25 protein-coding genes are annotated in these 25,322 nt (G+C 68.4%); 17 read left to right on the top strand and 8 right to left on the bottom strand.

Going from position 1 to position 25,322, the window contains the following annotated elements; translation table 11 throughout:
• The first annotated feature begins 14 nt into the window (after positions 1–14).
• The 6 genes from AC1G9C_RS15630 to tsaA all read left to right on the top strand — a co-directional run bounded on the left by AC1G9C_RS15630 (position 15) and on the right by tsaA (position 3,765).
• Positions 15–509: a P-loop NTPase family protein gene (locus AC1G9C_RS15630; protein ID WP_480408095.1), complete on the top strand. Its 495-nt coding sequence runs from the start codon at positions 15–17 to the stop codon at positions 507–509.
• Positions 510–571: 62 nt separating this feature from the next.
• Complete coding sequence (locus tag AC1G9C_RS15635) at positions 572–1,282, top strand: rRNA pseudouridine synthase (protein WP_397497053.1); 711 nt, start codon at positions 572–574, stop codon at positions 1,280–1,282.
• Between the two features lie 44 nt (positions 1,283–1,326).
• On the top strand, positions 1,327–1,512 hold the full coding sequence (locus AC1G9C_RS15640) for a hypothetical protein (protein ID WP_021442518.1): 186 nt from the start codon (positions 1,327–1,329) through the stop codon (positions 1,510–1,512).
• Positions 1,513–1,610: 98 nt separating this feature from the next.
• Complete coding sequence (locus tag AC1G9C_RS15645) at positions 1,611–2,246, top strand: DUF1326 domain-containing protein (RefSeq protein WP_397497054.1); 636 nt, start codon at positions 1,611–1,613, stop codon at positions 2,244–2,246.
• Positions 2,247–2,254: 8 nt separating this feature from the next.
• Positions 2,255–3,022 (top strand): DUF2182 domain-containing protein, encoded by a 768-nt coding sequence (locus tag AC1G9C_RS15650; RefSeq protein WP_480408096.1) that lies wholly within the window; start codon positions 2,255–2,257, stop codon positions 3,020–3,022.
• A 44-nt stretch (positions 3,023–3,066) separates the two neighbouring features.
• Positions 3,067–3,765 (top strand): tRNA (N6-threonylcarbamoyladenosine(37)-N6)-methyltransferase TrmO, encoded by a 699-nt coding sequence (gene tsaA, locus AC1G9C_RS15655; RefSeq protein ID WP_397497109.1) that lies wholly within the window; start codon positions 3,067–3,069, stop codon positions 3,763–3,765.
• A gap of 45 nt (positions 3,766–3,810) precedes the next feature.
• Here the strand turns inward: tsaA and AC1G9C_RS15660 are convergent, their stop codons facing one another.
• Positions 3,811–5,019, bottom strand: a complete 1,209-nt coding sequence (locus tag AC1G9C_RS15660; protein ID WP_122107325.1) for an ammonium transporter — start codon at positions 5,017–5,019, stop codon at positions 3,811–3,813.
• A 370-nt stretch (positions 5,020–5,389) separates the two neighbouring features.
• Between AC1G9C_RS15660 and AC1G9C_RS15665 the strand changes: the two genes are divergently transcribed.
• The 5 genes from AC1G9C_RS15665 (at position 5,390) to AC1G9C_RS15685 (ending at position 8,669) form a co-directional block, all read left to right on the top strand.
• Positions 5,390–5,707, top strand: coding sequence for an ElaB/YgaM/YqjD family protein (locus tag AC1G9C_RS15665; protein ID WP_021442523.1), 318 nt, complete (start codon positions 5,390–5,392; stop codon positions 5,705–5,707).
• A 9-nt stretch (positions 5,708–5,716) separates the two neighbouring features.
• Positions 5,717–6,073 (top strand): phage holin family protein, encoded by a 357-nt coding sequence (locus tag AC1G9C_RS15670; protein ID WP_122107326.1) that lies wholly within the window; start codon positions 5,717–5,719, stop codon positions 6,071–6,073.
• Positions 6,070–6,375: a hypothetical protein gene (locus AC1G9C_RS15675; RefSeq protein ID WP_480408097.1), complete on the top strand. Its 306-nt coding sequence runs from the start codon at positions 6,070–6,072 to the stop codon at positions 6,373–6,375. The genes AC1G9C_RS15670 and AC1G9C_RS15675 overlap by 4 nt, the downstream gene beginning before the upstream one ends.
• A gap of 98 nt (positions 6,376–6,473) precedes the next feature.
• Positions 6,474–7,637, top strand: coding sequence for an EAL domain-containing protein (locus AC1G9C_RS15680; RefSeq protein WP_480410417.1), 1,164 nt, complete (start codon positions 6,474–6,476; stop codon positions 7,635–7,637).
• A gap of 132 nt (positions 7,638–7,769) precedes the next feature.
• Complete coding sequence (locus tag AC1G9C_RS15685; RefSeq protein ID WP_480408098.1) at positions 7,770–8,669, top strand: c-type cytochrome; 900 nt, start codon at positions 7,770–7,772, stop codon at positions 8,667–8,669.
• Here AC1G9C_RS15685 and AC1G9C_RS15690 read toward each other — a convergent pair.
• Positions 8,655–9,317 (bottom strand): SCO family protein, encoded by a 663-nt coding sequence (locus AC1G9C_RS15690; RefSeq protein ID WP_480408099.1) that lies wholly within the window; start codon positions 9,315–9,317, stop codon positions 8,655–8,657. The two genes, AC1G9C_RS15685 and AC1G9C_RS15690, sit on opposite strands and share 15 nt — an antisense overlap.
• A gap of 18 nt (positions 9,318–9,335) precedes the next feature.
• Complete coding sequence (locus AC1G9C_RS15695; protein WP_480408100.1) at positions 9,336–11,141, bottom strand: multicopper oxidase family protein; 1,806 nt, start codon at positions 11,139–11,141, stop codon at positions 9,336–9,338.
• Positions 11,142–11,791: 650 nt separating this feature from the next.
• Here AC1G9C_RS15695 and AC1G9C_RS15700 point away from each other — a divergent pair.
• From AC1G9C_RS15700 to AC1G9C_RS15710, 3 genes are all read left to right on the top strand, one after another.
• Positions 11,792–13,123 (top strand): deoxyguanosinetriphosphate triphosphohydrolase, encoded by a 1,332-nt coding sequence (locus AC1G9C_RS15700; protein ID WP_480408101.1) that lies wholly within the window; start codon positions 11,792–11,794, stop codon positions 13,121–13,123.
• A 7-nt stretch (positions 13,124–13,130) separates the two neighbouring features.
• Positions 13,131–14,192: an FUSC family protein gene (locus AC1G9C_RS15705; RefSeq protein ID WP_457787555.1), complete on the top strand. Its 1,062-nt coding sequence runs from the start codon at positions 13,131–13,133 to the stop codon at positions 14,190–14,192.
• Positions 14,193–14,399: 207 nt separating this feature from the next.
• Positions 14,400–17,351, top strand: a complete 2,952-nt coding sequence (locus AC1G9C_RS15710; RefSeq protein WP_480408102.1) for an HD domain-containing phosphohydrolase — start codon at positions 14,400–14,402, stop codon at positions 17,349–17,351.
• Positions 17,352–17,424: 73 nt separating this feature from the next.
• On the opposite strand, the gene AC1G9C_RS15715 is transcribed toward AC1G9C_RS15710, so the two are convergent.
• Positions 17,425–17,766, bottom strand: a complete 342-nt coding sequence (locus AC1G9C_RS15715) for a YggL family protein (protein WP_480408103.1) — start codon at positions 17,764–17,766, stop codon at positions 17,425–17,427.
• Positions 17,767–17,980: 214 nt separating this feature from the next.
• Here AC1G9C_RS15715 and dacB point away from each other — a divergent pair, with 214 nt between their 5' ends.
• The gene (dacB, locus tag AC1G9C_RS15720) at positions 17,981–19,417 is read left to right on the top strand and encodes a D-alanyl-D-alanine carboxypeptidase/D-alanyl-D-alanine endopeptidase (protein ID WP_480408104.1); all 1,437 of its coding nucleotides are present in this window, start codon (positions 17,981–17,983) and stop codon (positions 19,415–19,417) included.
• 111 nt (positions 19,418–19,528) lie between these two features.
• On the opposite strand, the gene rlmKL is transcribed toward dacB, so the two are convergent.
• Positions 19,529–21,706, bottom strand: a complete 2,178-nt coding sequence (rlmKL, locus tag AC1G9C_RS15725; RefSeq protein WP_480408105.1) for a bifunctional 23S rRNA (guanine(2069)-N(7))-methyltransferase RlmK/23S rRNA (guanine(2445)-N(2))-methyltransferase RlmL — start codon at positions 21,704–21,706, stop codon at positions 19,529–19,531.
• Between the two features lie 418 nt (positions 21,707–22,124).
• On the opposite strand from rlmKL, the gene rmf reads away from it, so the two are divergent.
• Positions 22,125–22,340 (top strand): ribosome modulation factor, encoded by a 216-nt coding sequence (gene rmf / locus AC1G9C_RS15730; RefSeq protein ID WP_003244273.1) that lies wholly within the window; start codon positions 22,125–22,127, stop codon positions 22,338–22,340.
• An 80-nt stretch (positions 22,341–22,420) separates the two neighbouring features.
• Here the strand turns inward: rmf and AC1G9C_RS15735 are convergent, their stop codons facing one another.
• On the bottom strand, positions 22,421–23,443 hold the full coding sequence (locus AC1G9C_RS15735) for a quinone-dependent dihydroorotate dehydrogenase (protein ID WP_021446197.1): 1,023 nt from the start codon (positions 23,441–23,443) through the stop codon (positions 22,421–22,423).
• Positions 23,444–23,529: 86 nt separating this feature from the next.
• Entirely contained in the window at positions 23,530–23,751 is a 222-nt protein-coding gene (locus AC1G9C_RS15740; protein WP_031302573.1) for a DUF2835 domain-containing protein, read from the bottom strand.
• Positions 23,752–23,892: 141 nt separating this feature from the next.
• Here AC1G9C_RS15740 and AC1G9C_RS15745 point away from each other — a divergent pair, with 141 nt between their 5' ends.
• Positions 23,893–24,768, top strand: coding sequence for a DUF6685 family protein (locus AC1G9C_RS15745; RefSeq protein WP_480408106.1), 876 nt, complete (start codon positions 23,893–23,895; stop codon positions 24,766–24,768).
• Positions 24,769–24,851: 83 nt separating this feature from the next.
• Here the strand turns inward: AC1G9C_RS15745 and recX are convergent, their stop codons facing one another.
• Entirely contained in the window at positions 24,852–25,313 is a 462-nt protein-coding gene (recX, locus tag AC1G9C_RS15750) for a recombination regulator RecX (protein ID WP_397497067.1), read from the bottom strand.
• Positions 25,314–25,322 lie beyond the last annotated feature (9 nt).

Genomic DNA, 25,322 nt, shown 5'->3' on the forward strand with positions numbered 1-25,322 from the left:
ATGGAGACGCACCTATGCGTATCGTGCTGCTGGGCAATGCCGGCGCCGGCAAGAGCACATTGGCCCGGCAGTTGATCGGCGGCCGCGCCGTCGCCCGCCTGGCGCTGGACGAGATCGCCTGGAACGAGGGGCCTCAGCGCAAACCGCTTGGCGAAAGCCGGGCATTGCTGATGGGCTTTATCCAGGCACATCGACACTGGGTGATCGAAGGCTGCTATGGCGACCTGATCGAGACCGCGCTGCCCCACTGCGACGAGCTGATCTTCCTCAATCCCGGCGTCGATACCTGTATCGCCCAATGCCGACGGCGCCCCTGGGAGGCGGAGAAGTTCGCCAGTGCCACCGAGCAGCAGGCCATGCTCGACAACCTAATCCAGTGGGTCGGCGAGTACCCCATACGGCAGGACGAGTACGGCCTGGCGCGCCATCGTGCGCTGTTCGAGGGGTTCACCGGGCGCAAGCGCGAATACCAAAGCCCGCACGACTACCCGAACTCATCTGCCGAATAACCCCGCATGCCTACAGGCGGGGCGCTACAATGGCCGCCCTTTTGCCAGCCGAGCCACCCCGCATGAGCGAACCCGTCCGCCTGTCCAAACGCGTCATCGAACTGTTCGGCTGTTCGCGGCGCGAGGCCGACCTGTACATCACCGGCGGCTGGGTCAGCGTCGACGGCCAGGTGGTCGAGGCGCCGCAGTTCAAGGTCGAGGGCCAGCGCGTCGAACTGCACCCCGAGGCCAGCCTCGATCCGGTGGAGCCGGTGACCCTGCTGCTGCACTGCGCGGCCGACGCCGACAACGCGCGAATCCAGCAGTCGCTGGCCGCCGTCAACCACTGGAGCGACGACCCGCACACGCAACGCGTGCTGCATGGGCATTTCCTCCGCCAGGAGCAGAGCCTGCCGCTGCAGGTCGGCGCCAGCGGCCTGGTGGTGCTCAGCCAGGACTGGCGCACGCAACGCAAGCTGCGCGAGGACGGCCACAAGCTGGAACAGGAATACCTGCTGGAGGTCAGCGGCGAGCTGGCGCCGAACGGCCTGGAGCGCCTGAAGAAGGGCCTGCTGCACAAGGGCGTGCAGTTCCCGCCGTGCAAGGCCAGCTGGCAGAGCGAGCAGCGCCTGCGTTTCGCCCTGAAGAACCCGCAGCCGCAGCAGCTGCGGCAGATGTGCGCGGCGCTGGGGCTGACGGTGCTGGCGATGAAGCGCATCCGCATCGGCGGCGTGCCCATGGCCAAGCTGCCGCTCGGTCAGTGGCGCTACCTGGGCGAGAAGGAACGCTTCTGACAACCATGCTAGGGTTTGCCTCTCGTCTTGCGGAGACCATCGCCATGCGTACGCTGCTACTGACCGCCCTGCTCGCCCTGAGCGCCGCCTGCCTGGCCGCGCCGGCACCGTTCTTTCTCTGGCAGAGCAAGGCTGACGGCCACCTGACCTGCGCCCAGGTGAGCCCCGGCGAAGGCTGGGTGCGCTTCGCCGGGCCCTTTCGCGACGCCGGTTGCCGGGTGATCGACTAGCGAAGCGCCTTTGGTCACCGCCTGCTGGCGCCGGGCCATGCTCGACTAGCATTAGCCATGGGGGATCTGACTCACCTTCGAGGTGAAGGAGACCGCTCATGGCCACCCTCGACTGGCGCCTGCAAGGCGTCGAATTCATTTCCTGCAATTGCAACTGGGGCTGTCCCTGCCAGTTCAGCGCCCCGCCCACCCACGGCAACTGCGAGGCGGTGGTGGCGATGCGCATCGCCCATGGCCATTTCCAGGCCACGCCCCTGGACGGCCTGTGCTGGGCCGCCACCTTCGCCTGGCCCGGCCCCATCCACAAGGGTAACGGCAGCGTCCAGCTGTTTATCGACGAGCGCGCCGACGCCGCGCAGCGTCAGGCGCTGCTGACTATCCTCTCCGGCCAGGAAAGCGAGCCCGGGGCCAATGTGTTCCAGGTCTTCAGCACCACCCTGAGCCAGGTGTTCGACCCGCTGTTCGTGCCCATCGAACTCAGCATCGATGTCGACGCGCGCCTCGCCACGCTGCACATCCCCGGCGTGCTGCAGGCCAGTGGCGAACCGATCCGCAGCCCAGTCGACGGCAGGCCGCAGCGGGCACGCCTGGTCCTGCCGGAGGGCTTCGAGTTCCTCGAGGCGGAGATGGCCAGCGGCAGCCACAGCACCCACGCCGCACTGCACCTGGAGTCCAGCGGCGGCCACAGCCACCTGGCGCGGGTGCACTTCACCGGCCAGGGTGTGCAGCCCTGAACGCGGTTGTGCCTCGCCGCCCGCTGACGGCGGAACAGGCGTTGTGGCTGTTGTGCCTGCTGACGCTGATCGCGCTCGCCTGGCTGGCGCTGCAGCGCATGGCCCTGACCATGAGCGCGCCGGGCGGTATGGCGGATGCGGCGATGAGCGGCATGCCGATGCCCTGGAGTCCGGGCGATGCCCTGCTGATGCTCGCCATGTGGGCGGTGATGATGGTCGCCATGATGCTGCCCGGCGCCTTGCCCACGCTGCTGCTCTACCAGGCGCTGCTGCGCGGGCGCCTGGCCGCCCCGCGGCGGCACCTGGCCGTGGCGCTGTTCGCCCTGGCCTATCTGCTGGTGTGGAGCGTCTTCGCCATTGCCGCCACCGCGCTGCAGTGGTGGCTGGAACAGCTCAGCCTGGTGCACAACACGATGCGCAGCGCCAGTACTCAGCTCACTGCGCTACTGCTGCTCGGCGCCGGCCTCTACCAGTGGCTGCCGCTCAAGGCGGCCTGCCTGACGCGCTGCCGCGGGCCGCTGCAGTTCTTCCTCGGCAACTGGCGCGACGGGGCGCTCGGCGGCCTGCGCATGGGCCTGGCCCATGGCGGCTACTGCCTGGGCTGTTGCTGGGCGCTGATGGGCCTGCTGCTGGTGGTGGGGGTGATGAACCTGCTGTGGGTGGCGGCGCTCGGCGCCTGGGTGCTGCTGGAGAAGTGCCTGCCGCAGGGCCTGTGGCTGGCGCGCCTGGGCGGGCTGCTGCTGATCGCCTGGGGCCTGTGGCTGCTGTTCGGCTGAGCCCCTGGGTTAACATGGCCGCCCCCGACCCGTATGCCGCCGCCATGACCTACAGCGTTTCCCCGATCGGTTTCGTCCGTTCCTGCTTCAAGGAAAAATTCGCCATCCCCCGCCAGCCGCAGCTGGCGCCGGCCGCGCGCGGCGTGCTGGAGCTGCTGCCGCCGTTCGACCAGGGCGACGCGGTGCAGGGGCTGGAGCAGGTCAGCCACGTCTGGCTGCTGTTTCTCTTCCACCAGGCGCTGGAGCAGCAGCCGCGGCTGAAGGTGCGCCCGCCGCGCCTGGGCGGCAACCAGGCGGTCGGCGTGTTCAGCACCCGCGCCACCCACCGGCCCAACGGCATCGGCCAGTCGGTGGTACGCCTGGAGCGGGTCGAGCCGGGCCGCCTGCACCTGTCCGGCATCGACCTGCTCGACGGCACCCCGGTGCTGGATATCAAGCCCTACGTGCCCTACGCCGACTGCCTGCCCGAGGCGCGCAACGCCATGGCCGAGGGTGCGCCGCAGCTGATCCCGGTGGCCTGGCAGGCCGAGGCGCTGCAGCAGGCGCAGGCCCACGCCCTGCGCCTGGGCGAACCGCTGGTGGAACTGATCGAACAATGCCTGGCGCAGGACCCGCGCCCGGCCTACCAGCAACCCGAGCCCGAGCGCCGCTACGGCGCGCGCCTGTGGGACCTGGACGTGCACTGGCACTACCCCGAGCCGGGGCGCATCCGCGTGCTGGATCTGCAGCGAGTGGCGCAGTAGCGCCAAAAGGCGCGCCGCCGGCAGGGGCTGCCGGCGGCACGAGGCTCAATCGAGGTTGATCGAACCGATCTTGTGCACCGACAGGTCGGCGCCGTTGTATTCCTCTTCCTGGCTCAGGCGAATGCCCAGCAGCGCCTTGAGCACGCCATAGACCAGGAAGCCGCCAAGCAGCGCCACCAGCACGCCGAGCGCGGTGCCGATCAGCTGGCTTGCCAGGCTGACGCCGCCCAGGCCGCCGAAGGCCTCCAGGCCGAAGATGCCGCAGGCGATGCCGCCCCACACGCCGCACAGGCCGTGCAGCGGCCAGACGCCGAGCACGTCGTCGATCTTCCATTTCACCTGGGTCGCGGTGAAGGCCCAGACGAACAGCGCGCCGGCGATGGCGCCGGTGACCAGGGCGCCGACCGGGTGCATCAGGTCGGAGCCGGCGCAGATCGCCACCAGGCCGGCCAGCGGGCCGTTATGCAGGAAGCCCGGGTCGTTGCGCCCGACCAGCAGCGCGGCGACCGTGCCGCCGACCATGGCCATCAGCGAGTTGACCGCCACCAGGCCGCTGACGCCGTCGAGGGTCTGCGCGCTCATCACGTTGAAGCCGAACCAGCCGATGATCAGGATCCACGAGCCGAGGGCGAGGAAGGGAATGTTCGAAGGCGCCATGGCCACCAGCTTGCCGTCGCGATAGCGGCCGTTGCGCCGCCCCAGCAGCAGCACCGCACCGAACGCCAGCCAGCCGCCCATGGCGTGCACCACCACCGAGCCGGCGAAGTCGTGGAAGCCGGCGCCGAAGCGCGCCTGGAGCCAGGCCTGCAGGCCGTAGTTGCCGTTCCAGATCAGGCCCTCGAAGAAGGGGTAGACGAAGGCCACGATCAGCGCCGTGGCGCACAGCTGCGGGCCGAACTTGGCGCGTTCGGCGATGCCGCCGGAGATGATCGCCGGGATGGCCGCGGCGAAGGTCAGCAGGAAGAAGAACTTCACCAGGCCGTAGCCATGGTTCTCGGTCAGCACCGCCGCCGGTTCGAGGAAGGTCACCCCGTAGGCGATCCAGTAACCGATGAAGAAGTAGGCCAGGGCCGAGATGGCGAAGTCCGAGAGGATCTTCGACAGCGCGTTGACCTGGTTCTTCTGCCGCACCGTGCCCACTTCGAGGAAGGCGAAACCGGCGTGCATGGCCAGCACCATGATCGCGCCGAGCAGGATGAACAGGGTATTGGAGCCGTGGATCAGGGTTTCCACGGCGCTGTTGATGTTTTCCATCTGCGAAGAAAACTCCGGCGTTGGGGAAAAAGCACCAAAGCAAGGCATCGACAAGCCGGCACGCACCACAATGCAGCCGCCCGTACCGCCATGCCCACATAAAGCGCCAGGCCACGGCCCCGAAATGGCGCCGCTCGATTCTGGTTCCTTGGTACTAATTTCTTATTAATTAATAACTTAGGCTTGCGATCGGCCTTCCTGACCCAGACCGGAAAAGCCCCAACACGGGGCAGCTCCGAGACTTCGCGCACCAGCACAATGCAAGCGCTATACCAGTCTGGCCCTTGGCCATTTACCGACTACCCTTGCGGAACCCTCGAGCCTCGACGCACTCGTAAGCCTTACATGCCCAACGCAGAGGACGCGCTCCATGCCCCGTAAAAACGCCACCCCGAGCAGCCAGGATGCCCTGCTGGAAGATTTCCAGGCCCTGGTCAGCGACACCGAAAAACTCCTGCAGCACACTGCCAGCCTCGCCGGCGAACAGGCCGAGGCGCTGCGCGACGATATCCGCAACAGCCTCGGCCGCGCCCGCGAGACCCTGCATCGCGCCGAAGCTGGCCTGCGCGAGCAGGGCAAGATCGCCGTGGACGCCACCGAGGACTACGTGCACAAGCACCCCTGGCGCGCACTCGGCCTGGCGGCTGCGGTGGGCCTGCTGTTCGGCCTGCTGCTCAGCCGCCGCTGAGCGCGCGCCATGAGCGGCCCTTCCCCCCGCCGCCTCGGCGCGGCCCTGCTCGGCCTGCTGCAGGGCCATCTGGCGCTGCTCGGCCACGAACTGGAGGACCAGCGCAACCAGGCCCTGCGCGCCCTGCTGCTGGGCGGCCTGTGCCTGGGCTTCGCCCTGCTGCTGCTGATCGGCCTGTCGGCGCTGCTGCTGATCCTCTACTGGGACAGCCACCGCCTGGCGGTGGCCGTCGGCCTGTGCCTGTTCTACGCCGCCGGCCTGCTGGCCAGTGGCGCCTGGCTGGCCCTCAGCCTGCAGCGCGCCGAGCCGCCCTTCGCCGCCAGCCTGGAAGAACTGCAACGCGACCGCGAGCAACTGCTGCCATGAGCCTGCCCCCCCTCCCCAAAGGCGCCTCGCGCCGACAGCTGCGCAAGGCGGTGCTGCGCATGCGCCTGGAGATGCACCGCCAGGAGCTGCGCCACGAAGCGCTGCAGCTCAGCCAGCCGCTGCGCCAGGCGCGCGACTATGGCCTGCGCCTGCGTCAGGGCACTGCACCATTTTGGCTCGCCGGCGGCGCCCTGGCCCTGGCCGGCCTGCTCGGCGGCAAGCGTGGCTGGCGCCGCTGGCTGCGCCTGGCGCTGATCGTCGCCCCGCTGCTGCGGCGCCGCCGCCCCGCCGCCGAGGCCTGAATGCCGCTGGTCTAGACCTGGGCTGGCCGCGATCTTGCTAGATCGAGCGATCCGCCCGCCTCGGTGGCGGCCCAATGCTCGCTGCTAAGGACACCCAGGTGATCGACGGACAGCCCTTCGCCGTCTTCCAGCCCTTTATCGACACCGCCACCGGCCGCATCGCCGGGGTCGAGGCGCTCGCCCGGCTGCGCGACGCCAACGGCCAGGCGCATTCCGCCGGCCCGCTGTTCGCCGACCCGAAGACCCCGCCGGCGGCGCTGCGCCGCCTCGACCGCCAGGTGCGCGAGGATGCCCTGGCACGCTTTCACCAGGCGCCTGCGGACTGGTTTCTCAGCCTCAACATCTCGCCGCGCTGGATCAGCCGCCTGCGTCCGGCGCAGCCGCTGCCCAGCCTGCTGCAGCTGCAGCGCAGCGGCATCGACCCGACGCGCATCGTCTTCGAGATCACCGAACTGGGCGGCGCCAGCCAACGCCTGCCGGACGTGGTGGCGCGCTACCGCGAGGCCGGCGCGCGCATCGCCATCGACGATTTCGGCGCCGGCTACTCGCAACTCGACCGGGTGCTGGCGCTGCAGCCGGACATCCTCAAGCTGGACATGCGCCTGTTCCAGGCCGCCGCCCGCGGCGGCCCCAGCGGCGAGGTGGTCAAGGCGCTGGCGCAGATGGCGGAAAAGACCGGCTGCTGGATCATCGCCGAGGGCGTGGAAACCGAAGCGGAGCTCAACTTCGCCCTGGAATGCGGGGCCCGCTACGTCCAGGGTTTCCTGTTCGCCAAGCCCGCCCGCGAGCTGTTCGCCAGCGAGGCCTTCGCCGGCCGCTTCGCCCGTCTGCGCGACAGCTACGTGCAGCACAAGCTCGCCGAGCGCGCGCGGCTGATGACCCTGCGCCAGCAACTGGCGGAGCTGATGCACGAGCTGCGCGCGTGGGCCGAAAGCGGCGCGCCGGCCGCCCGCCTCCGCGCGCCGGATCACTACCCCTGGCTGCTGCGCATCTACCAGTGCGACCGCCACGGCACCCAGCTCACCCCCAACCTGGAATGGCGCCAGCAGGCCTGGCACAGCGACGACCGCTACCTGGGCCACAACTGGTCGTGGCGCCCCTACTTCTACCAGTTGCTCGCCGAAGGCTGGGAGGAGCGCCGCCTGACCCTGTCCACCACCTACCGCGACGCCACCAGCAACCAGTACTGCCTGACCGCCGGGCAGTTCATCGACCACGGCCGCCGCTTGCTGCTGGTGGATATCGACGCCGCCGGCCTCTGAGTGCGCGACTAGGCTTAAGAGCAGGCGATGCCGCTGCCCCAGGTGCACGCTGCGGCGAAATTCGCGGAGCAATCCGCGCCTGCAGGGTGCACCGCGCCGAACGGCTCCATATCAACCGTCGAGGCTGCACCTATGCCCGGGTTCCTCCTGCGCCTGCTCGCCCCGCTGCTGCTCAGCGCCGCCACGCTGGCCGACGCGCCGACCTACCACGCCGACATCGCCCCGCTGCTGGCCAGCCGCTGCCTGGCCTGCCACAGCGGCGCCCAGCCGCCCTTGGGCCTGCGCCTGGACAGCCTGGAGCAGCTGCTGCGCGGCAGCCAGCGCGGCCCGGTGGTGCGCGCCGGCGATGCCGCCGGCAGCGAGCTGCTGCGCCGCCTGACCGGCAGCAGCCAGCCGCGCATGCCGCTGACCGGCCCGCCCTTTCTCGATGCCGCCGAGATCGCCCTGGTCGAACGCTGGATCAACGCCGGCCTGCCAGCAGGCAGCGCAATCGCAACCCGGCCTGCCGCCACCCTCCCAAACCCCGGCGAGGCGCTCGACTACCGCCACGTCGAGGTCATCCTGCTGCGCCGCTGCGCCACCTGCCATTCCGCCAACGGCCTGATGGGCGCGGCGCCCGAGGGTTATCAGCTGTCGAGCTACGCGGCGGCCCTGGCCAGCGGCGAGCGCGCCCGGGTGGTGCCCGGCAATCCCGCGGCCAGCGAGCTGGTGCGGCGCATTCGCGGCCAGGCGCGGCCGCGCATGCCCTACGACGGCCCACCCTATCTCACGGAAGAAGAAATCGACCTGATAGTGGCCTGGATCGAGCAAGGCGCGCGCGACGCAGAAGGCCGCCCGGCACCCGTGCCGCTGGGCGCCAAGCTGCGCCTGCACGGCCGCCTGGATGAGGCCGGCAAGCTGGACGGCCTGGCACTGCTGATCGACGCGCGCACGCGCCTGGACGACGCGCCGCGTCCCGGCGCCTACGTGCAGGTGCGCGGCCGCCTCGACGCCGGCGGCCGCGTGCGGGTGGAACGCCTACGCCTGCGCTAGCTGCTCGGCCGGCGCCTCGCTCGGACGGTAGGCGGTGTGCACCATCTTGCTGTCGACATGATTGATGGTGGAGAGGATCTGCGCGGCGTCGGTCAGCGACGGCGCCATGGTCCAGCGATCCAGCGCGTCGTTGCCGATGCGCAGCATGCCGGTATGGCTGAGCTCGTTGAGGTCCACCACCGGGTCGACGTCGTAGAAGCCCAGGGCGCGGCGCAACTGCTCGATATCGGCGCGGGTGCCGGTGAGGAACTGCCAGCCCGGGCCGATATGGTGGCGCTCGACGTACTCGCGCAGGCGCTCGGGGCTGTCCAGCTCCGGCTGCAGCGTCAGCGAATACAGGTGCACGTCGCGCCCGGCGCGCTCGCCGAGCATCTTCTGCACCAGGCGCAGGTTGGCGGTGGTGGCCGGGCAACTATTGGTGCACTGGGCGTACATCATGTTGATCGCCACCACCTTGCCGCGCACCAGGTCGTCATAGAAGCGCACCTGACGGCCCTCGTGGGTCAGCAGCGGGACATTGGGAAAGCGCGTGCCGCCCACCCCGGCCAGCGACGCGGCCGGCTGCTGCAGGCTGCTGCCCGAGCGCCAGGCGGCCCAGCCGAAGGCGGCGACGCCCAGCCCTGCCAGTACCTTTCTTCGCGTATTCATGGCAAACCTCCGGCTGGCTCAGACGATGTCCCAACGCAGCATCATGGCGTGGTCTTCGTGGATCAGGTTGTGGCAGTGCATCACGTACTTGCCCTTGTAGTCGCGAAAACGCATCAGCACCCGCAGGGTGGTGCGGTCGGAGATGTTGAACACATCCTTGCGCCCGCGCTCGTGGGCCGGGATGACCACGTTGCGGCCATCGGTGGTCTTGCTCAGCAGTCGCCCCTCCTCGAAATGGATATGCACCGGGTGATCCCAGCCGTCGTTGATGCTGGACAGCTCCCAGATCTCCATGGCGCCCATCGGCACCAGCGCCCGCGGCGTGTTGACATTGACGAACTGGCCATTGATCGCCCACATGTTCTGCCGCCGTTCGAAGAGGAACTTGCGCACCGGCAGCGCCGCCAGCTGGGCGGTGCTCGGCAACGGCGGCAGCGGCCGCAGGGTGCTGGGCACGCGGCTGAGGTCCTGCTCCGGCGGCTCGCGGTCGACCACTATCTTCAGCACCCACTCGCCGGGCGCCACCACCTGATAGGGCCGGCGGGTATCTTCCGGGCGGTGGGTCAGGCGGTTGGCCAGGTACAGCTCGGTACCGATGGGGTAGCGCGAGAAATCCACCACGATGTCGGCCCGCTCGGCCACGCCCAGGCGCACGTTGGTCTGGTTGAGCAGTGGCTTGTCCAGCAGGTTGCCGTCGTTGGCGATATAGGTGAACGGCTGGATCACGTTGTTCGGCCGCACCAGATAGAACTGGTAGAAGCGGCTCGGCCCGCCGTTGAGCAGACGCAGGCGGTACTTGCGCCGCGCCACCCGCAACACCGGCTGGATCTTGCCGTTGACTATGGTCTTGTCGCCGAGGATGCCCTCGGGGCTGACCTGGTCGTAGTAGAGCATGCCGTTGGGGTCGAAACGCCGGTCGCAGAAGCTCAGCGGGTAGTCGTAGGGATGGCTGGGCAAGCGCAGGGCCGCGGGGCTCGGATCCTTCTCGTTGCCCGAGTCGATATGGTCGAACAGCAGGAAGAAACCCATCAGCCCGCGGACGATATTGGGCGCGGTGAAGTCCAGGGTGTGGTCATGGTAGAACAGCGTGCCGAGGGCCTCGCGGTAGTCGCCGATGCCGTTCTGCAGTTCGTCGTAGCCGGCGTAGATATTGGAGTAGAGGTGATCCTTGAACCCCCCCGGCGCGGTCAGGGTCGGCCCGGCCTTGGTCGCGCTGTAGTAGTCGCCGGGAAATCCGTCGCTCTCCGAGCCGATGTGGGCATTGTGCAGGTGCGTGCTGATCTCCGGCGTGCCGAAGCCGGTATGGTTGGCCGGCAGGTCGTTGTAGATGCGGCAGATCATCGGATGGCCGTAATGCGAATGCACCACCGGGCTGAGCACGGCGAGATCCGGATAAGCGGCCTGGAAGGTCCATACCGGCTGCGGCGGATAGGCCGGGTTGAACACCCAGCCCTCGCGCTGCGCGGCGTGCAATTCGTAGTGCTCGGCCTGCGGGCCGAACTCGGCCCAGCGCTGGTGCGCCGGACGCCCGGCCTCGCCGGCGGCGGTGTTGGCGTGCTCGGTGGGCGGCGGATTGAGCGTCTTGCCGTAGAGCAGCGGCGGCTCGTTGGGCAGGAACTCCTGCCAGGCGATGGTCGCCGGGCTGGGCGGCACCACCGCCTCGCTGCGGCTGGGCGCCAGGAACAGCGGCGCCGCGGCCAGCGCCGCACTGCCCTGGAGAAAGCCGCGCCGCGACAACTGGCCTGGCGGCGCCGTGGACTGATTGGTGGACGTGGCGACGTCTTGCGCCTCGCCCGGCCCTTGACTCGGCAATACCGGTTTCATGCTGCATCTCCCCGGCGTGCGTCCGCTGCTCGCAGGCGTACGGCCCACGTGCAGGCGCAATGAACGCGCGCCGCCTGAAAATGGGGTCGACTCGACTTGGCATCCGGGCCGGAACAACTGTCAGCGACCACACCAGCCGATGGGCAGGTGCGCCGGAGCGAGTCGACTCGGCTCCGGCAGGGTCGGTGCGCAGGCAATCAGCGGGTAGAGGGCGGGGCGTGGAACAGACGCCAGAAGCGTCTGAGCCCGACGGGGTGCATGGTACGGCACGTCGAATAGCTGTCCATGGCGTTCTCCCTAGCGGCAAACCTCTCAACCACGGCAACCAGCGCCCTCTCCTTCGCCCGCCACCGTCAAATAACCAACAACTACAGCCCTAACTTAAGTCCAATATCAACAGCGAGTCAAATAATCGTCACTCCTCAGAACCCAAGTGCATAGAAACAATAAACATATGTAAAAAAAGTAAATTTTCTGACACACAAGCCTGCAGCCCGCGCCGCGCCTGGGCTGCAGCGCCTTATGCAACTGGCCAAAGGCCATCCGCCACAGCCAACCACGAGGCGATCTCGACTCGTCCGTGCACGGCTTGCGCCGCGCGGCGCGAACGCCGAAGCTAGGGCTCTGTTCACCTCCGGCGAGGATCGGCCTTGGATTGGCACACCCTGCTCACCCGCGAACGTCTCGGCAAACCCGCTCCCAGCTCTGCGGAACTGGGCCGCAGCCCCTTCCACAAGGATCACGACCGCATCATCTTCTCCGGCGCCTTCCGCCGCCTGGGGCGCAAGACCCAGGTGCACCCGGTGAGCAGCAACGACCATATCCACACGCGCCTGACCCACTCGTTGGAAGTCAGCTGCGTCGGCCGCTCGCTGGCCATGCGCGTCGGCGAGATGCTGCGCAACGAGCTGCCCGACTGGTGCGCACCGAGCGACCTGGGCATGGTCGTGCAGTCGGCCTGCCTGGCCCACGACATCGGCAACCCGCCGTTCGGTCACTCCGGCGAGGACGCCATCCGCCACTGGTTCCAGCAGGCCGCCGGGCGCGGCTGGCTGGACGCCATGAGCGAGGCCGAGCGCGCCGACTTCCTCAGTTTCGAAGGCAACGCCCAGGGCTTTCGCGTGCTCACCCAGCTGGAATACCACCAGTTCGACGGCGGCACCCGGCTGACCTACGCCACCCTCGGCAGCTACCTCAAGTACCCCTGGACCGCGCGCCATGCCGAGGCCCAGGGCTACAAGAAGCACAAGTTCGGCTGCTACCAGAGCGAACTGGCGCTGCTCGAGCAGATCGCCGCCAAGCTGGAGCTGCCGCAGCTGGAGGCGCAGCGCTGGGCGCGCCACCCGCTGGTGTACCTGATGGAGGCGGCCGACGACATCTGCTATGGCCTGATCGACCTGGAAGACGGCCTGGAGATGGGGCTGCTCGACTACGCCGAGGTCGAGGCGCTGCTGCTCGACCTGGTTGGCGACGATATTCCGGAAACCTACCGTCAACTTGGACCCCAGGATTCGCGCCGGCGCAAGCTGGCGATCCTGCGCGGCAAGGCCATCGAACACCTGACCAACGCCGCCGCCGGCGCCTTCGTCGAGCAGCAGCGCGACCTGCTCGCCGGCTGCCTGCAGGGCGATCTGGTGGAACACATGCACGGTGCGGCCAAGCACTGCGTACAGAGCGCCAAATCCTTGGCGCGGGAAAAGATCTTCCACGACAAACGCAAGACCCTGCACGAGATCGGCGCCTACACCACCCTGGAAATCCTCCTCAACGCCTTCTGCGGCGCCGCCCTGGAGCAGCACGGCGGGCGCGCGCCGTCGTTCAAGCACCGACGCATCCTCGACCTGCTCGGCAACAATGCGCCCGACCCGAGCTGGCCGCTGTACCGCTCCTTCATGCGGGTGATCGACTTTATCGCCGGCATGACCGACAGCTACGCTACGGAAATGGCGAGGGAGATGACCGGGCGTTCCAGCCCGGTGTAGCGAGCATATGAAGAACCTGATCCGCAGCACTTTCACCTGGCATGCCGGGCCGCCGGCCTGGGGCCCGGCGCTGGTCGCCGGGTTTGGCTGCGCCCTGCCCCTGCTGCTCGGCCTGTTCACCGCCCACAGCGGCTTCCTCTGGGCCTCGGCCGGCGCCTTCCAGGCCGCCCAGGCCAACCCACTGCACCGCTTCGGCATGCTGCGCATGCTGCTGCTCACCGGCCTCGGCGCCTGCAGCGCGGGCCTGGGCTTCTGGGCCGCCAGCCATCCGCTGGTCAGCCTCGGTATTTTCGCCGCCTTCGGCCTGCTGCTGGCCTGGCTGCAGCGCTTCGGCAGCGAGGCCGGCAAGCTGGGCATCGGCCTGGCCATCTGCCTGTGCCTGGGCCAGGGCCAGTTCGGCGTCGGCAATCTGCACAACCCCTATGCGGTGGCCATGCTGTTCATCCTCGGCGGGCTCTGGGTGATGCTGCTGGCCTTCGGCCTGCGCGGCCTGCACGGGCTGCGCATGTGGCCATACATGCCGCGCTTCATCAGTATTCTCAAGGTGCTCAAACGCCACGCCCAGCGCCTGCCGCGCCAGCAGTGGCGCCTGCATGCGCTGGCCTGCGTGCTGGCGTTCGCCGCCTCCGGGCTGATCGTCAACCTGGCCGGGCTGTCGCGCGGCTACTGGCTGACCCTGACGGTGATCACCACCCTGCAGCTGGAGTTCCAGGGCAGCCTGGTGCGCGCGCTGCAGGCCAGCCTGGCCAGCCTGGCCGCGGCGGGCCTGCTGATCGCCTTCGGCCACAGCCTGCAGAACCCGCCGCTGATGGTGATGACCCTGCTGCCGCTGGTGATCCTCAGCCGTGCCCTGCAGGCCAACCACTACGGCCTGTTCGTGCTGCAGACCAGCCTGTGCTTCGTGCTGCTGGCCGAGAGCCTGGCGCAGGACTGGCACCTGGCCGAGGTGCGCCTGCTCAACGCCCTGATCGGCGTCGCCCTGGCCCTGACCGTGGCCCTGCTGGTGCACGGCCTGCGCCTGCAACTGAGCAAGCCGCACAAGCTGCAACAGGGGCAGGAATCGCCATAACGCCGACGCCTAGGGTGTCGCGGGACCGCCTGGGCCACGCGCACCAGGAGATCGCCGATGCGCATGGAGCCCTCTAGGCCGGCCGCCGCACCCTGAACATCGCTGCGCGGCGACACACCGGCCCGCTGGCTGCCAGCGGCCAAGCAGGCCCGGCCACTCTTCACTATGCTTGCTCTGCCCGCAGCGCCACCCAAGGAGTGAAGTGCGATGCCCAAGACCGCCGTTTCGCGCGAGCGTCGCTTCCCGTTACACGTCCATATCAGCGCCCTGTTCACCCTCCTGTTGCTGCTCACCGGCGTGGTGCTGGGGTTGTTCAACTACCAGCAGACCAGTCAGATGATCGTCTCCAGCAGCGCCAAGCTGTTCGAGCGCATCCAGCACGACGTGCAGCAGGACCTGGACAGCACCTACCGGCCGATCCGCCACCTGCTCAGCCTGCTGACCCTCGACCCAGCCACCCAGGGCGACGACCTGGACACCCGCCTGGCCCTGCTGCGCCCCTTCGTCCAGGCCCTGCGCGACAACCCCAAGCTCGGCTCGCTGTACCTGGGCTACGACGACGGCGACTTCTTCATGGTCCGCCCGCTGCGCAGCGACGCCCTCAAGCAGCGCTTCGACGCCCCGCCGGGCGCCGCCTACCAGATCTGGTCGATCGACCGCAGCGCCACCGGCACCGAGGCCTACTACCTGTTCTACGACGGCTCGCTGAACCAGCTCAGCCGTCGCCAGCGCCTCAAGGAAAGCTACGACCCGCGCAGCCGCGACTGGTACAAGCGCGCCCGCGGCGACGGTGGGCAGATCACCACCGCGCCCTATGTGTTCTTCTCCACCGAGGAGGTCGGCACCACCCTGGCCCGGCGCAGCGGCCTGACCGCGGTGCTCGGCGCCGACCTGACCCTGGCCGACCTGTCCGCCACCCTCGCCGAACACCGCGTCACCCCCAACAGCGACCTGGTACTGGCCGATGCCGAGGGCAACGCCGTGGCCTATCCCGACAGCAGCCGGCTGATCCGCGTCGAGGGCGACAGCAGGCGCCTGGTCAAGGTGCGCGAGATCAACCCGGTGCTGGGCGAGCTGCTCGACGGCGAACTCAACGAGCGCGACCAGGGCACCGTGGTGCTGGCCCAGCAGCGCTGGGCCATGGCCCACCGGCATATCCAGGAAGGCGGCCCGCAGGGCCTGCACCTGGCGCTGCTGGTGCCCGAGCGCGAGCTGCTCGCCGACGCCTACCGCATCCGCTGGCAGGGCGCGCTGATCACCCTCACCACCCTGCTGCTGTGCCTGCCGCTGGGCTGGCTGGCCTCGCGTCTGGTGGTCAAGCCGCTGCGCGCGCTGGTGCAGGAGGCCGAGGCGATTCGCCGCTTCGACTTCGATCACCCGGCCAGCGGCCGCTCGCCGATCCTCGAAGTCGATCAGCTGGCGGTGTCGATGACGCGGATGAAGGACACCCTCGGCCGCTTCCTCGACATCGCCGCCAGCCTTTCCGCGGAAACCCGCTTCGACGCCCTGCTGCGCCGGGTGATGGACGCCACGGTGGCGATCAGCGAGGCGCAGGGCGGGGTGATCTACCTGCTCGACGCCGACAGCGGCCGCCTCGAACCCCAGGGTCTGGTGCTCGACGGCCAAGCCCATGGCCTGGACGAGCTGGGCCTGCAGGGTTTCGCCCTGGACGACGCGGCGCTGCCCGACTGGCTACGCGGGCCGGCCAGCGGCGGCGCCAGCGTCGCCATGTCCCTGGGCTTCGACCAGGCCGGCAGCTTCCGCGGCCTGCTCTCGGCGCTGGACAGCCCGCGCCTGCACCTGATCGCCGCCGGCCTGCACAACCGCCAGGGCGACACCGTCGGCGTGCTGGTACTGCTGCAGCGCGACCACGGCGACGGCAACGACAGCATGTTGCGCCCGGAACGACTGGCCTTCGTCGACGCGGTGTCCGGCAGCGCCGCGCTGTGCATCGAGAGCCAGCGCCTGCTGGCCCGGCAGAAGCAGCTGCTCGACGCCTTCATCCAGCTGATCGCCGGCGCCATCGACGCCAAGAGTCCCTACACCGGCGGCCACTGCCAGCGCGTGCCGGAAATCACCCTGATGCTCGCCCGCGCCGCCGCCGACAGCGACGAGCCGGCCTTTCGCGACTACCGGCCCAGCGACGAGGAATGGGAGGCGCTGCATATCGCCGCCTGGCTGCACGACTGCGGCAAGGTCACCACCCCGGAATACGTGGTGGACAAGGCGACCAAGCTGGAGACCCTGTACGACCGCATCCACGAGGTGCGCATGCGCTTCGAGGTGCTCAAGCGCGACGCGTGGATCGCCTACTGGCGGGGCCGCGCCGAGGGTGGCGAAGACGCCGCGCTGGCGGCGCTGCGCGACCAGTTGCTGAACGAGCTGGACGAGGAGTTCGCCTTCGTCGCGCGCACCAACCTCGGTGGCGAGGCCATGGCCGAGGCCGACCAGGCGCGCCTCAAGCAGATCGCCGAACGCACCTGGCTACGCACCCTCGACGACCGCCTGGGCGTGTCCTGGGAGGAGGCCAAGCGTCAGCAGCGCAGCCCGGCGCCCAGCCTGCCGGTGGCAGAAGCGCTGCTGGCGGACAAGGTCGAACACCTGATCGAGCGCCCGGCGCAGGAGCTGATCGCGCCGGACAACCCCTGGGGCTTCAAGCTGGAGGTGCCGCCGCACAAGTTCAATCGCGGCGAACTGCACAACCTGAGCATCGCCCGCGGCACCCTGACCGCCGAGGAGCGCTACATCATCAACCACCACATCGTGCAGACCATCCTCATGCTCGGCCGGCTGCCGTTCCCCAAGCACCTGCAGAACGTCGCCGAGATCGCCGGCGGCCACCACGAGAAGATGGACGGCACGGGCTACCCCAAGCGCCTGACGCGCGACGAGATGAGCCTGCCGGCACGGATGATGGCGATTGCCGATATCTTCGAGGCGCTGACCGCGGTGGACCGCCCCTACAAGAAGGGCAAGACGCTGTCGGAGGCGCTGAACATCATGGTCGGCATGTGCAAGGGCGCGCACATCGACCCGCCGCTGTTCGCCCTGTTCATCCGCGCCGGCATCTACCGGCACTATGCCGAGCGGTTCATGCTGGCCGAGCAGATCGATGCGGTGGACGAGCAGGCGTTGCTGGAGAAGGCGGGGCTGGCCTGACGGCCGTGGCCCGGATCGGCCGAACGGCTGATCCGGGGGAGGCGGCGCCGGAGAACCCGGCGCCGAACGCGGATCACGCCTGGTTGATCGGGTTTTCCGGGTACCAGACATCCAGCAGCGGGCTGATCTCGAAGCCCTGCAGCTCGTCGCGGCCCTTCAGCCAGGCCTCGACGGCAGTACGCTGCGCCTCGTCGACCGAGCCGCGCTTGGCCAGGCAGACCAGACCGTAGTCTTCGCCGCCGACGTAATCCAGGCCGTTGCCGGCGATGGCCTGAGCGAGGAACTGGTCGATGAAGGCATCGACGGCCTGGTCGTTCAGGTCGGCCTTGAAGTTCAGGGTCAGCTCGAAGCCCAGCTCCTGGAATTCATCGACACAGAGCTTCTTGCGCAGACGGCGGGAACGGTTGGTCGCCATGAAACAATCCTCAAAAGTAATAACGCGCGGCACTCTAGCAGATCGCCCGACTTGTCGCTCGCTGCCCTGCCGCCTTGCGGCATAATGTGCGGCAACTTTTCCCGGCGGCTGGCTGTCGTTGACTTCAGTTACTCGAGCACCCTCGCTCGCGGCTTGACCAACGAGCCGATCCGCCCCGTCGCAGTTGCCGCCTCAGTGCGCAAGGTTTTTCATCATGATCCAGCGGTTTCGCCAACTGGCGCTGAGCGCCCTGTTCCTGCCCCTCGCCCTCACCTGCCACGCCGCCGGCGGCGCCCTGCCGGCCAAGGTCGAGCAGGCACTGAAGGCCAACAAGATCTCCAACCACTCGCTGGCGGTAGTGACCCTGCCGTTGGCCGGCCAGGGCGGCGGCCTGCAGTTCAATGCCGACGTCTCGGTCAACCCGGCCTCCACCATGAAGCTGGTGACCACCTACGCCGCGCTGGAGCTGCTCGGCCCCAACCACCAGTGGACGACCGAGTTCTACGCCGACGGCCCGGTCAAGGACGGCGTGCTGCACGGCAACCTCTACCTCAAGGGCGGCGGCGATCCCAAGCTGAACATGGAGAAGCTCTGGCTGCTGCTGCGCGATCTGCGCCTCAACGGCGTGCGTCAGGTGCAGGGCGATCTGGTGCTCGACCGCAGCTTCTTCGTCGCGCCGCAACTGCCGGCCTTCAACGATGACGGCGGCGACGCCAACAAGCCCTTCCTGGTGGCGCCCGACTCGCTGCTGGTCAACCTCAAGGCGCAGCGTTTCATCACCCGCGCCGAAGGCGGCAAGGTCCAGGTCGCCATGGATCCGCCGATCGCCACGGTACGCATCGACAACCAGGTCAAGCTGCTCAAGGCCGGCCCCTGCCCGGCCTGGCCCGACGTGCGCTACAACGCCGTGAAGCAGTACGACGGCACCACCCTGATCGTCAGCGGCCAGCTGGCCGACGGCTGCAGCGCGCAGACCTACCTGTCGCTGCTCGACCACCCCAGCTACGCCGCCGGCGCAGTTCGCGGCATCTGGCAGGAGCTGGGCGGCAAGATCCTCGGCAAGGATCGCCTCGCCGAAGTGCCGGACAAGGCTCGCCTGCTGGTGCGCGCCTACTCGCCGGACGTGGTGGAGATCGTCCGCGACATCAACAAGTACAGCAACAACACCATGGCCCGGCAGCTGTTCCTCAGCCTCGGCGCGCAGTTTCGCACCGCCGCCGACCAGGACGACGCCATGGCGGCGCAACGGGTGATCCGCAGCTGGCTGGCACGCAAGGGCATCACCGCGCCGCACCTGGTGATGGAGAACGGCTCCGGCCTGTCGCGCGCCGAACGCATCAGCGCGCGGGAGATGGCGGCCATCCTCCAGGCCGCCTGGCGCAGCCCCTACGCCGCCGAGTTCCGCAGCTCGATGCCGCTGGTGGCGCTGGACGGCACCATGCGCAAGCGCCTGCGCCGCACCCCGCTGGTGGGCGAGGCGCATATCAAGACCGGCACCCTGAACAATGTGCGCGCCATCGCCGGTTACAGCCGCGACAGCAACGGTCAGGACTGGGCGGTGGTGGCCATCCTCAACGACTCCAAACCCTGGGGCGCCACCTCGATCCTCGACCAGGTGCTGCTGGAGACCTACAAACAGCCGAAGCGCTGAAGATCTGTGGGCGGGGCGTAGGGTGGATGACGCTTTACCCATCCACCGGCGATGCACTTATGGTGGATGAGAAGAGCGTCATCCACCCTACGCAGGCCCGACAACCTCACGCTAGCGCGCGCTGAAGCGCCAGGCGCGGTGGATCTTCGGGTTGCGGGCGAAGTCGGGGTCGAGGGTCTGCGCGCTGATTTCCTCGACCTGGTAACGCGCCGTCAGGCCCTCGTCGAGCTGGAACTTGCGGAAGTTGTTGGAGAAATACAGCACCCCGCCGCGGGCCAGACGCGCCATGGCCAGGTCGAGCAGCTCGACGTGGTCGCGCTGCACGTCGAACACCCCCTCCATGCGCTTGGAGTTGGAGAAGGTCGGCGGATCGATGAAGATCAGCTCGTACTCGTTGCGATCCTCGGCCAGCCAGGCCATCACGTCGCCCTGCTCCAGGCGGTGCTTGTCGGAGAAACCATTGAGTGCCAGGTTGCGCCGCGCCCAGTCCAGGTAGGTCTTCGACAGGTCGACGCTGGTGGTGCTGCGCGCGCCGCCCTTGGCCGCATGCACGGTGGCCGTGGCGGTGTAGCAGAACAGGTTGAGAAAGCGCTTGCCGGCAGCCTCGCGCTGAATGCGCAGGCGCAGCGGACGGTGATCGAGGAACAGCCCGGTGTCCAGGTAATCGGTGAGGTTGACCAGCAGCTTGACCCCGCCCTCGCTGACCTCCATGAACTGGCCCTGGGCGGCCTGGCGCTGATACTGCTTGCTGCCGCTCTGCCGCTCGCGGCGCTTGATCGCCACCCGGTTCTGCGCCACGCCGAGGGCCTGGGGAATCGCCGCCAGGGCGTCGAGCAGACGCGCCTGGGCCTTGTCCGGATCGATCGAGCGCGGCGCGGCATATTCCTGCACGTGCACCCAGTCGCGGTACAGGTCCACCGCCAGGGCGTACTCGGGCATGTCGGCATCGTACAGGCGGTAGCACTCCACGCCCTCGCGGCGTGCCCACTTGCCCAGTTGCTTGAGGTTCTTCTGCAGGCGATTGGCGAACATCTGCCCGCCTTCGGACAGGCGTGCCTGCGGCGCTGCCTCGGCCGCAGGCTCCACCTCCTCGCGTCCGAGTCGCTCGCCGGTGACGAACTGCTCGGTCTGCACCTTGATCAGCAGCAGCTTGCAGGGCAATGCGCCGTTCCAGAAAGCGTACTGCTTGTGGCTGCGCAGGCCCATGCGCTTGCCCAGCTCCGGCGCGCCAGTGAACACCGCCGCCTCCCAGCCCAGGCAGGCCTGGCGCAGGCGCTCGCCGAGGTTCTGGTAGAGGTACAGCAGGCTGGCCTCGTCGCCCAGGCGCTCGCCATAGGGTGGGTTGCTGATCACCAGGCCCTTCTGGTTCTGGTCCGGGCGCGGCTCGAAGCTGCCCAGCTCGCCCTGATAGATCTTCACCCAGTCGGACAGGCCGGCGCGCTCGACGTTGTTGCGCCCGGGCTGGATCAACCGTGGGTCGGCCTCGTAGCCACGAATCCACAGCGGCGGCTTGGCCAGGCCGGCAGCGGCGCGCTGCTCGGCCTCGGCATGCAGTTTCTTCCATAGCGCCGGCACGTGGCCGAGCCAGCTGGAAAAGCCCCAACGCTCGCGGCGCAGGTTGGGAGCGATGTCGGCGGCCATCAGCGCCGCCTCGATCAGGAAGGTGCCGACGCCGCACATGGGGTCGGCCAGGGCCCCGCCCTCGGCGGCGATGCGCGGCCAGCCGGCGCGGATCAGCACCGCGGCGGCGAGGTTTTCCTTGAGCGGCGCAGCGCCCTGCTGCAGGCGGTAGCCGCGCTGGTGCAGGCTATGGCCCGAGAGATCCAGCGACAGCACGGCCTCGCCACGGTCCAGGCGCAGGTGCACGCGCAGGTCGGGGTTGAGCTTGTCGATGCTGGGGCGCTCGCCGCTGCTGGTGCGCAGGCGGTCGACGATGGCGTCCTTGACCTTGAGCGCGCCGAAGTGGCTGTTGTCGATGCCCGAGCCATGGCCGCTGAACTCCACCGCCAGGCTGCCGGCCGGCTCCAGGTGATCGCGCCAGTCCACCGCCTTGACGCCCTCGTAGAGGTCGTCGGCGTTGCTCATGGAGAAGCGCGCCAGCACCAGCAGCACGCGGTTGGCCAGGCGCGACCACAGGCACAGGCGGTAGGCGGTCTCCAGCTCGGCCTGGCCGCGCACGGCGGCGGTCTGCTCGCGCGCCTCCTCCAGGCCCAGTGCCTTGGCCTCTTCCAGCAGCAGGCCTTCGAGCCCCTTGGGGCAGGTGAGAACGATTTCGTAACGATCCGACATGGACTTTCCAGTGCCTATGGCAATCAGGGAGACGCGACCTGCGCGCCTCGACTCAAAATAAGTGACAAAACGTCACATCGCGACCCTTCGTCGGAATAAGCAAGCAGTCTCATTTGCACTAGCACAATGACGCCACTGCCGCTTGCGGCCAGGCCCCACGGCGCCTGGCCGGAAGACGCTGGACATATGCCCAGCGCCCTTATGGCCTCACCCTCATTTAGGTTACGCCCTTATGACAAATCGATCATTCACAGGCCTCGGCGCATTCGTTAGAACACCATCTAAGGCTTTCGCTGCAATGGCGAGGGCATAGAAAGTTCGCCACGCCGGCAGCGAACTTTCGCAGGCAGAAGACTCTCTGCCCGGCCTTGCCACAAGGCCAACGGGACATAACAGTCAACAGTGAGGGCAACACCCTATGAGAAGACTTAAGCGTGATCCGTTAGAACGAGCTTTTTTGCGCGGCTATCAGTACGGCATCAATGGTAAATCCCGCGAACTCTGCCCCTTCACCCTGCCTTCGGTACGTCAAGCCTGGCTCAATGGCTGGCGCGAGGGCCGCGGCGACAACTGGGATGGGCTGACCGGCACCGCCGGTATTCATCGACTCAACGAACTTCACGCTGTCGGCTGATCAGGATCACTTCCGACTTCACCATGCCGACCCCCTCCGGGCGGCGGGCGCAAGCCCAGGGGCTCCTTCGGGAGCCCTCTTTATTTGCGCAATGCCGCAATGGCATCCACCGCCTCGCGAATCAGCGCCGGGCCCTTGTAGATGAATCCCGAATAAATCTGCACCAGGCTCGCACCGGCGGCGATCTTCTCCGCCGCATGCCTGCCCTCGGTGATGCCGCCGACCGCGATGATCGGCAAACGCCCGCCCAGCTCGCCGGCCAGCACCTTGACGATATGCGTGCTCTTGTCGCGCACCGGCGCACCCGACAGCCCGCCGGCCTCGTCGCCATGGGCCAGGCCTTCGACGCCTTCGCGGCCGAGGGTGGTGTTGGTGGCGATCACCGCATCCATTCCCGCCTCCAGCAGCGCCGCGGCCACCAGTGCGGTTTCCTCGTCGCTCATGTCCGGGGCGATCTTGATCGCCAGCGGCACGCGCTTGCCGTGCTGCTGGGCCAGGTTCTCCTGGCGCTGGCGCAGCGCTTCGAGCAGTTCCTTGAGCGAATCGCCGAACTGCAGACTGCGCAGGCCGGGGGTATTCGGCGAGCTGACGTTGACCGTGACGTAGCTGGCGTGGGCATAGACCTTGTCCAGGCAGGCCAGGTAGTCGTCCACCGCACGCTCGACCGGGGTATCGAAGTTCTTGCCGATATTGATCCCCAGCACGCCCTTGAACTTCGCCGCCTGCACCCGTTGCAGCAGGTGGTCGACGCCCAGGTTGTTGAAGCCCATACGGTTGATCACCGCCTCGGCCTCCGGCAAGCGGAACAGCCGCGGCTTGGGGTTGCCCGGCTGCGGCCTCGGGGTGACGGTGCCGATCTCGACGAAGCCGAAGCCCAACTGGGCGAAGCCGTCGATGGCGTCGCCGTTCTTGTCCAGCCCGGCGGCCAGGCCCACGGGGTTGGCGAACTGCAGGCCCATCACCGTGGTCGGCAGACTGGCCGGCGCCTTGCTCAGCAGGCGGTTGAGGCCCAGACGGCCGCCGGCGCCGATCAGGTCGATGGACAGCTCGTGGGAGGTTTCCGGGGACAGTTTGAACAGCAGCTCGCGGGCCAGGGAGTACATGGGCAGGCTTAGCTCGATAGATGAGGGTGGGCAGGCCGGCGATTATAGCCGCGCGCGGCCCACCGGCGCGAGGCGGGCACGCCGGATCAGGGCAAAGGGCGTAAGCTCAGCAGCTCGCCGGCGGTACTGAACTCCAGTACGAAGGAACCATAGATCCCCTCGTGGGTCAGATAGGGCCGCAAATGGTGGGCCGGCAAACTGACGCGGCGGCCGTCGCGGCTTTGCGCCATAATCCGGTTGGCATGGCCACGGTAGACGGCCTGCAACCGTTCGGCCGATAACGCAATATCCAGCACCAAGCTGGGCATGGAGGCACCCTCGCAAATGAATGCGGCTATTTTGCCACAGACCCACCTCGCCGCCGCTGACGCGTCGCGCGGCACCGTGCAAGCAGGAGCTGCCGGCGTCTGCCACACTGCTGTAGACGCCCCTGGAGCGACCTGCCGGCCATGAGCCTGTCCGAGCCCTCGACCCTCAGCACCCGCCTGACCGCTCTGGCCCAACGCCTGGGGCTGATCGGTCGCGGCTCGCGGCAGATATTCGCCCGGGCCAGCGCACTGCGCCTGCCGTTCCGGGTGCTGCCGCCACCCGGGACAAGCATCTGCTGGCACGAGGGCCCGCCCCTGCAGCGCCTGGTCGACCTGCCACGCGGTGCGCTCTCAGGCCCGGTGCAGGAAGACAAGGCCCAGGCCCATGCCGCCCTGACCCAGGTGGTGACGACCGAACGCCAACACCTGCAAGCCTTCGACCTGCGCCTGGTCGACGGCTTCGCCTGCAACGCGAGCAGCCAGCACGGCTACGCCAGTTTCGAGGACTATGCGGCGAGCGAGCACTGCAAGCAGGTACGCATCATCAGCTACAAGGATTTCGTCAAGACCATCAGCCAGGCCTTGCCGCGTTTTCTCGCCGGCGAGGCCGTCGAGCTGCGTCAGGCCGGCTGGCACGGCGCCCGCACCTTCTGGGCGGGCGAGCAGCAGGGCGAAGCCTTCGCCGGAGCCATCGTCTATGCCCGCAGGCGCGGCCTGGAGGTGCTGCTGCCGGCCAGCCTGACCCGTTACCGGCTGAGCGCCAGCGGGCTGGAAAACCTGCAGCTGCGCTACCACGTGCTGGCCATGCCGGGCGAAGCCTGGAGCGACCCGCACTTCATGGGCCTGCTGCTGGATAACGGCCTGCCCTATGCGCGCCTGTCGTTGCTGAAGACCGCTGGCGCGCCGGAATTCCTCCTGTTGCCCAAGGAACATCCCCAGGCCACCGCCCTCGGCGAAGGCCTGCGCCTGGCCGGCGCGCCCGACGTACTGGGCTATCTGCGCCAGCTGGCTCTGTAACCCGGTGACGGGCCCATTCGCGTAGGGTGCGCTGCGCGCACCGGCCATACCATCCGAGCTGGTGCGCACGGCGCACCCTGCGATTACTCGTCACCGCCACGCAGCAGACGGCCGATCATCTCCAGGGAATAACCGCGATAGGCGAGAAAGCGCCCCTGCTGGGCGCGCTCGCGAACATCGCCCGGCAGCTGGCCGCCATACTTGCGCTGCCAGGTCTCGCGCAGCTGTTCGAACCAGTCGATGCCGCTGTCGCGCAGCGCCTGGTCGATGTCGCCGCGCGCCAGACCGCGCTGGCCCAGCTCTTCGCGAATGCGCTGCGGGCCATAGCCGGCGCGGGCGCGGTAGGCGACGAAGCTTTCCAGGTAACGCGCCTCCGAGAGCAGGCCCTCTTCGGCCAAACGCTGCAACGCAGCCTCGATCAGCGCCTCGGGGGCGCCGCGTTTGCGCAGCTTGCGCGTCAGCTCTACCCGTCCATGTTCGCGCCGCGCCAGCAGATCCATGGCCGCCCGCCTGACGGCGAGCGGGTTATCCAGCACCACGGACATGCTGCGCAG

Source organism: Pseudomonas sp. ABa2 (genome assembly GCF_056676075.1).

Excerpts from the sequence above, each read along its gene's own strand:
- AC1G9C_RS15630 (WP_480408095.1), top strand. The coding sequence starts at position 15 with ATGCGTATCGTGCTGCTGGGCAATGCCGGCGCCGGCAAGAGCACATTG.
- AC1G9C_RS15635 (WP_397497053.1), top strand. The coding sequence starts at position 572 with ATGAGCGAACCCGTCCGCCTGTCCAAACGCGTCATCGAACTGTTCGGC.
- AC1G9C_RS15640 (WP_021442518.1), top strand. The coding sequence starts at position 1,327 with ATGCGTACGCTGCTACTGACCGCCCTGCTCGCCCTGAGCGCCGCCTGC.
- AC1G9C_RS15645 (WP_397497054.1), top strand. The coding sequence starts at position 1,611 with ATGGCCACCCTCGACTGGCGCCTGCAAGGCGTCGAATTCATTTCCTGC.
- tsaA (WP_397497109.1), top strand. The coding sequence starts at position 3,067 with ATGACCTACAGCGTTTCCCCGATCGGTTTCGTCCGTTCCTGCTTCAAG.
- AC1G9C_RS15660 (WP_122107325.1), bottom strand. The coding sequence starts at position 5,019 with ATGGAAAACATCAACAGCGCCGTGGAAACCCTGATCCACGGCTCCAAT.
- AC1G9C_RS15665 (WP_021442523.1), top strand. The coding sequence starts at position 5,390 with ATGCCCCGTAAAAACGCCACCCCGAGCAGCCAGGATGCCCTGCTGGAA.
- AC1G9C_RS15670 (WP_122107326.1), top strand. The coding sequence starts at position 5,717 with ATGAGCGGCCCTTCCCCCCGCCGCCTCGGCGCGGCCCTGCTCGGCCTG.
- AC1G9C_RS15675 (WP_480408097.1), top strand. The coding sequence starts at position 6,070 with ATGAGCCTGCCCCCCCTCCCCAAAGGCGCCTCGCGCCGACAGCTGCGC.
- AC1G9C_RS15685 (WP_480408098.1), top strand. The coding sequence starts at position 7,770 with ATGCCCGGGTTCCTCCTGCGCCTGCTCGCCCCGCTGCTGCTCAGCGCC.
- AC1G9C_RS15690 (WP_480408099.1), bottom strand. The coding sequence starts at position 9,317 with ATGAATACGCGAAGAAAGGTACTGGCAGGGCTGGGCGTCGCCGCCTTC.
- AC1G9C_RS15695 (WP_480408100.1), bottom strand. The coding sequence starts at position 11,141 with ATGAAACCGGTATTGCCGAGTCAAGGGCCGGGCGAGGCGCAAGACGTC.
- AC1G9C_RS15705 (WP_457787555.1), top strand. The coding sequence starts at position 13,131 with ATGAAGAACCTGATCCGCAGCACTTTCACCTGGCATGCCGGGCCGCCG.
- AC1G9C_RS15710 (WP_480408102.1), top strand. The coding sequence starts at position 14,400 with ATGCCCAAGACCGCCGTTTCGCGCGAGCGTCGCTTCCCGTTACACGTC.
- AC1G9C_RS15715 (WP_480408103.1), bottom strand. The coding sequence starts at position 17,766 with ATGGCGACCAACCGTTCCCGCCGTCTGCGCAAGAAGCTCTGTGTCGAT.
- dacB (WP_480408104.1), top strand. The coding sequence starts at position 17,981 with ATGATCCAGCGGTTTCGCCAACTGGCGCTGAGCGCCCTGTTCCTGCCC.
- rlmKL (WP_480408105.1), bottom strand. The coding sequence starts at position 21,706 with ATGTCGGATCGTTACGAAATCGTTCTCACCTGCCCCAAGGGGCTCGAA.
- rmf (WP_003244273.1), top strand. The coding sequence starts at position 22,125 with ATGAGAAGACTTAAGCGTGATCCGTTAGAACGAGCTTTTTTGCGCGGC.
- AC1G9C_RS15735 (WP_021446197.1), bottom strand. The coding sequence starts at position 23,443 with ATGTACTCCCTGGCCCGCGAGCTGCTGTTCAAACTGTCCCCGGAAACC.
- AC1G9C_RS15740 (WP_031302573.1), bottom strand. The coding sequence starts at position 23,751 with ATGCCCAGCTTGGTGCTGGATATTGCGTTATCGGCCGAACGGTTGCAG.
- AC1G9C_RS15745 (WP_480408106.1), top strand. The coding sequence starts at position 23,893 with ATGAGCCTGTCCGAGCCCTCGACCCTCAGCACCCGCCTGACCGCTCTG.
- recX (WP_397497067.1), bottom strand. The coding sequence starts at position 25,313 with ATGTCCGTGGTGCTGGATAACCCGCTCGCCGTCAGGCGGGCGGCCATG.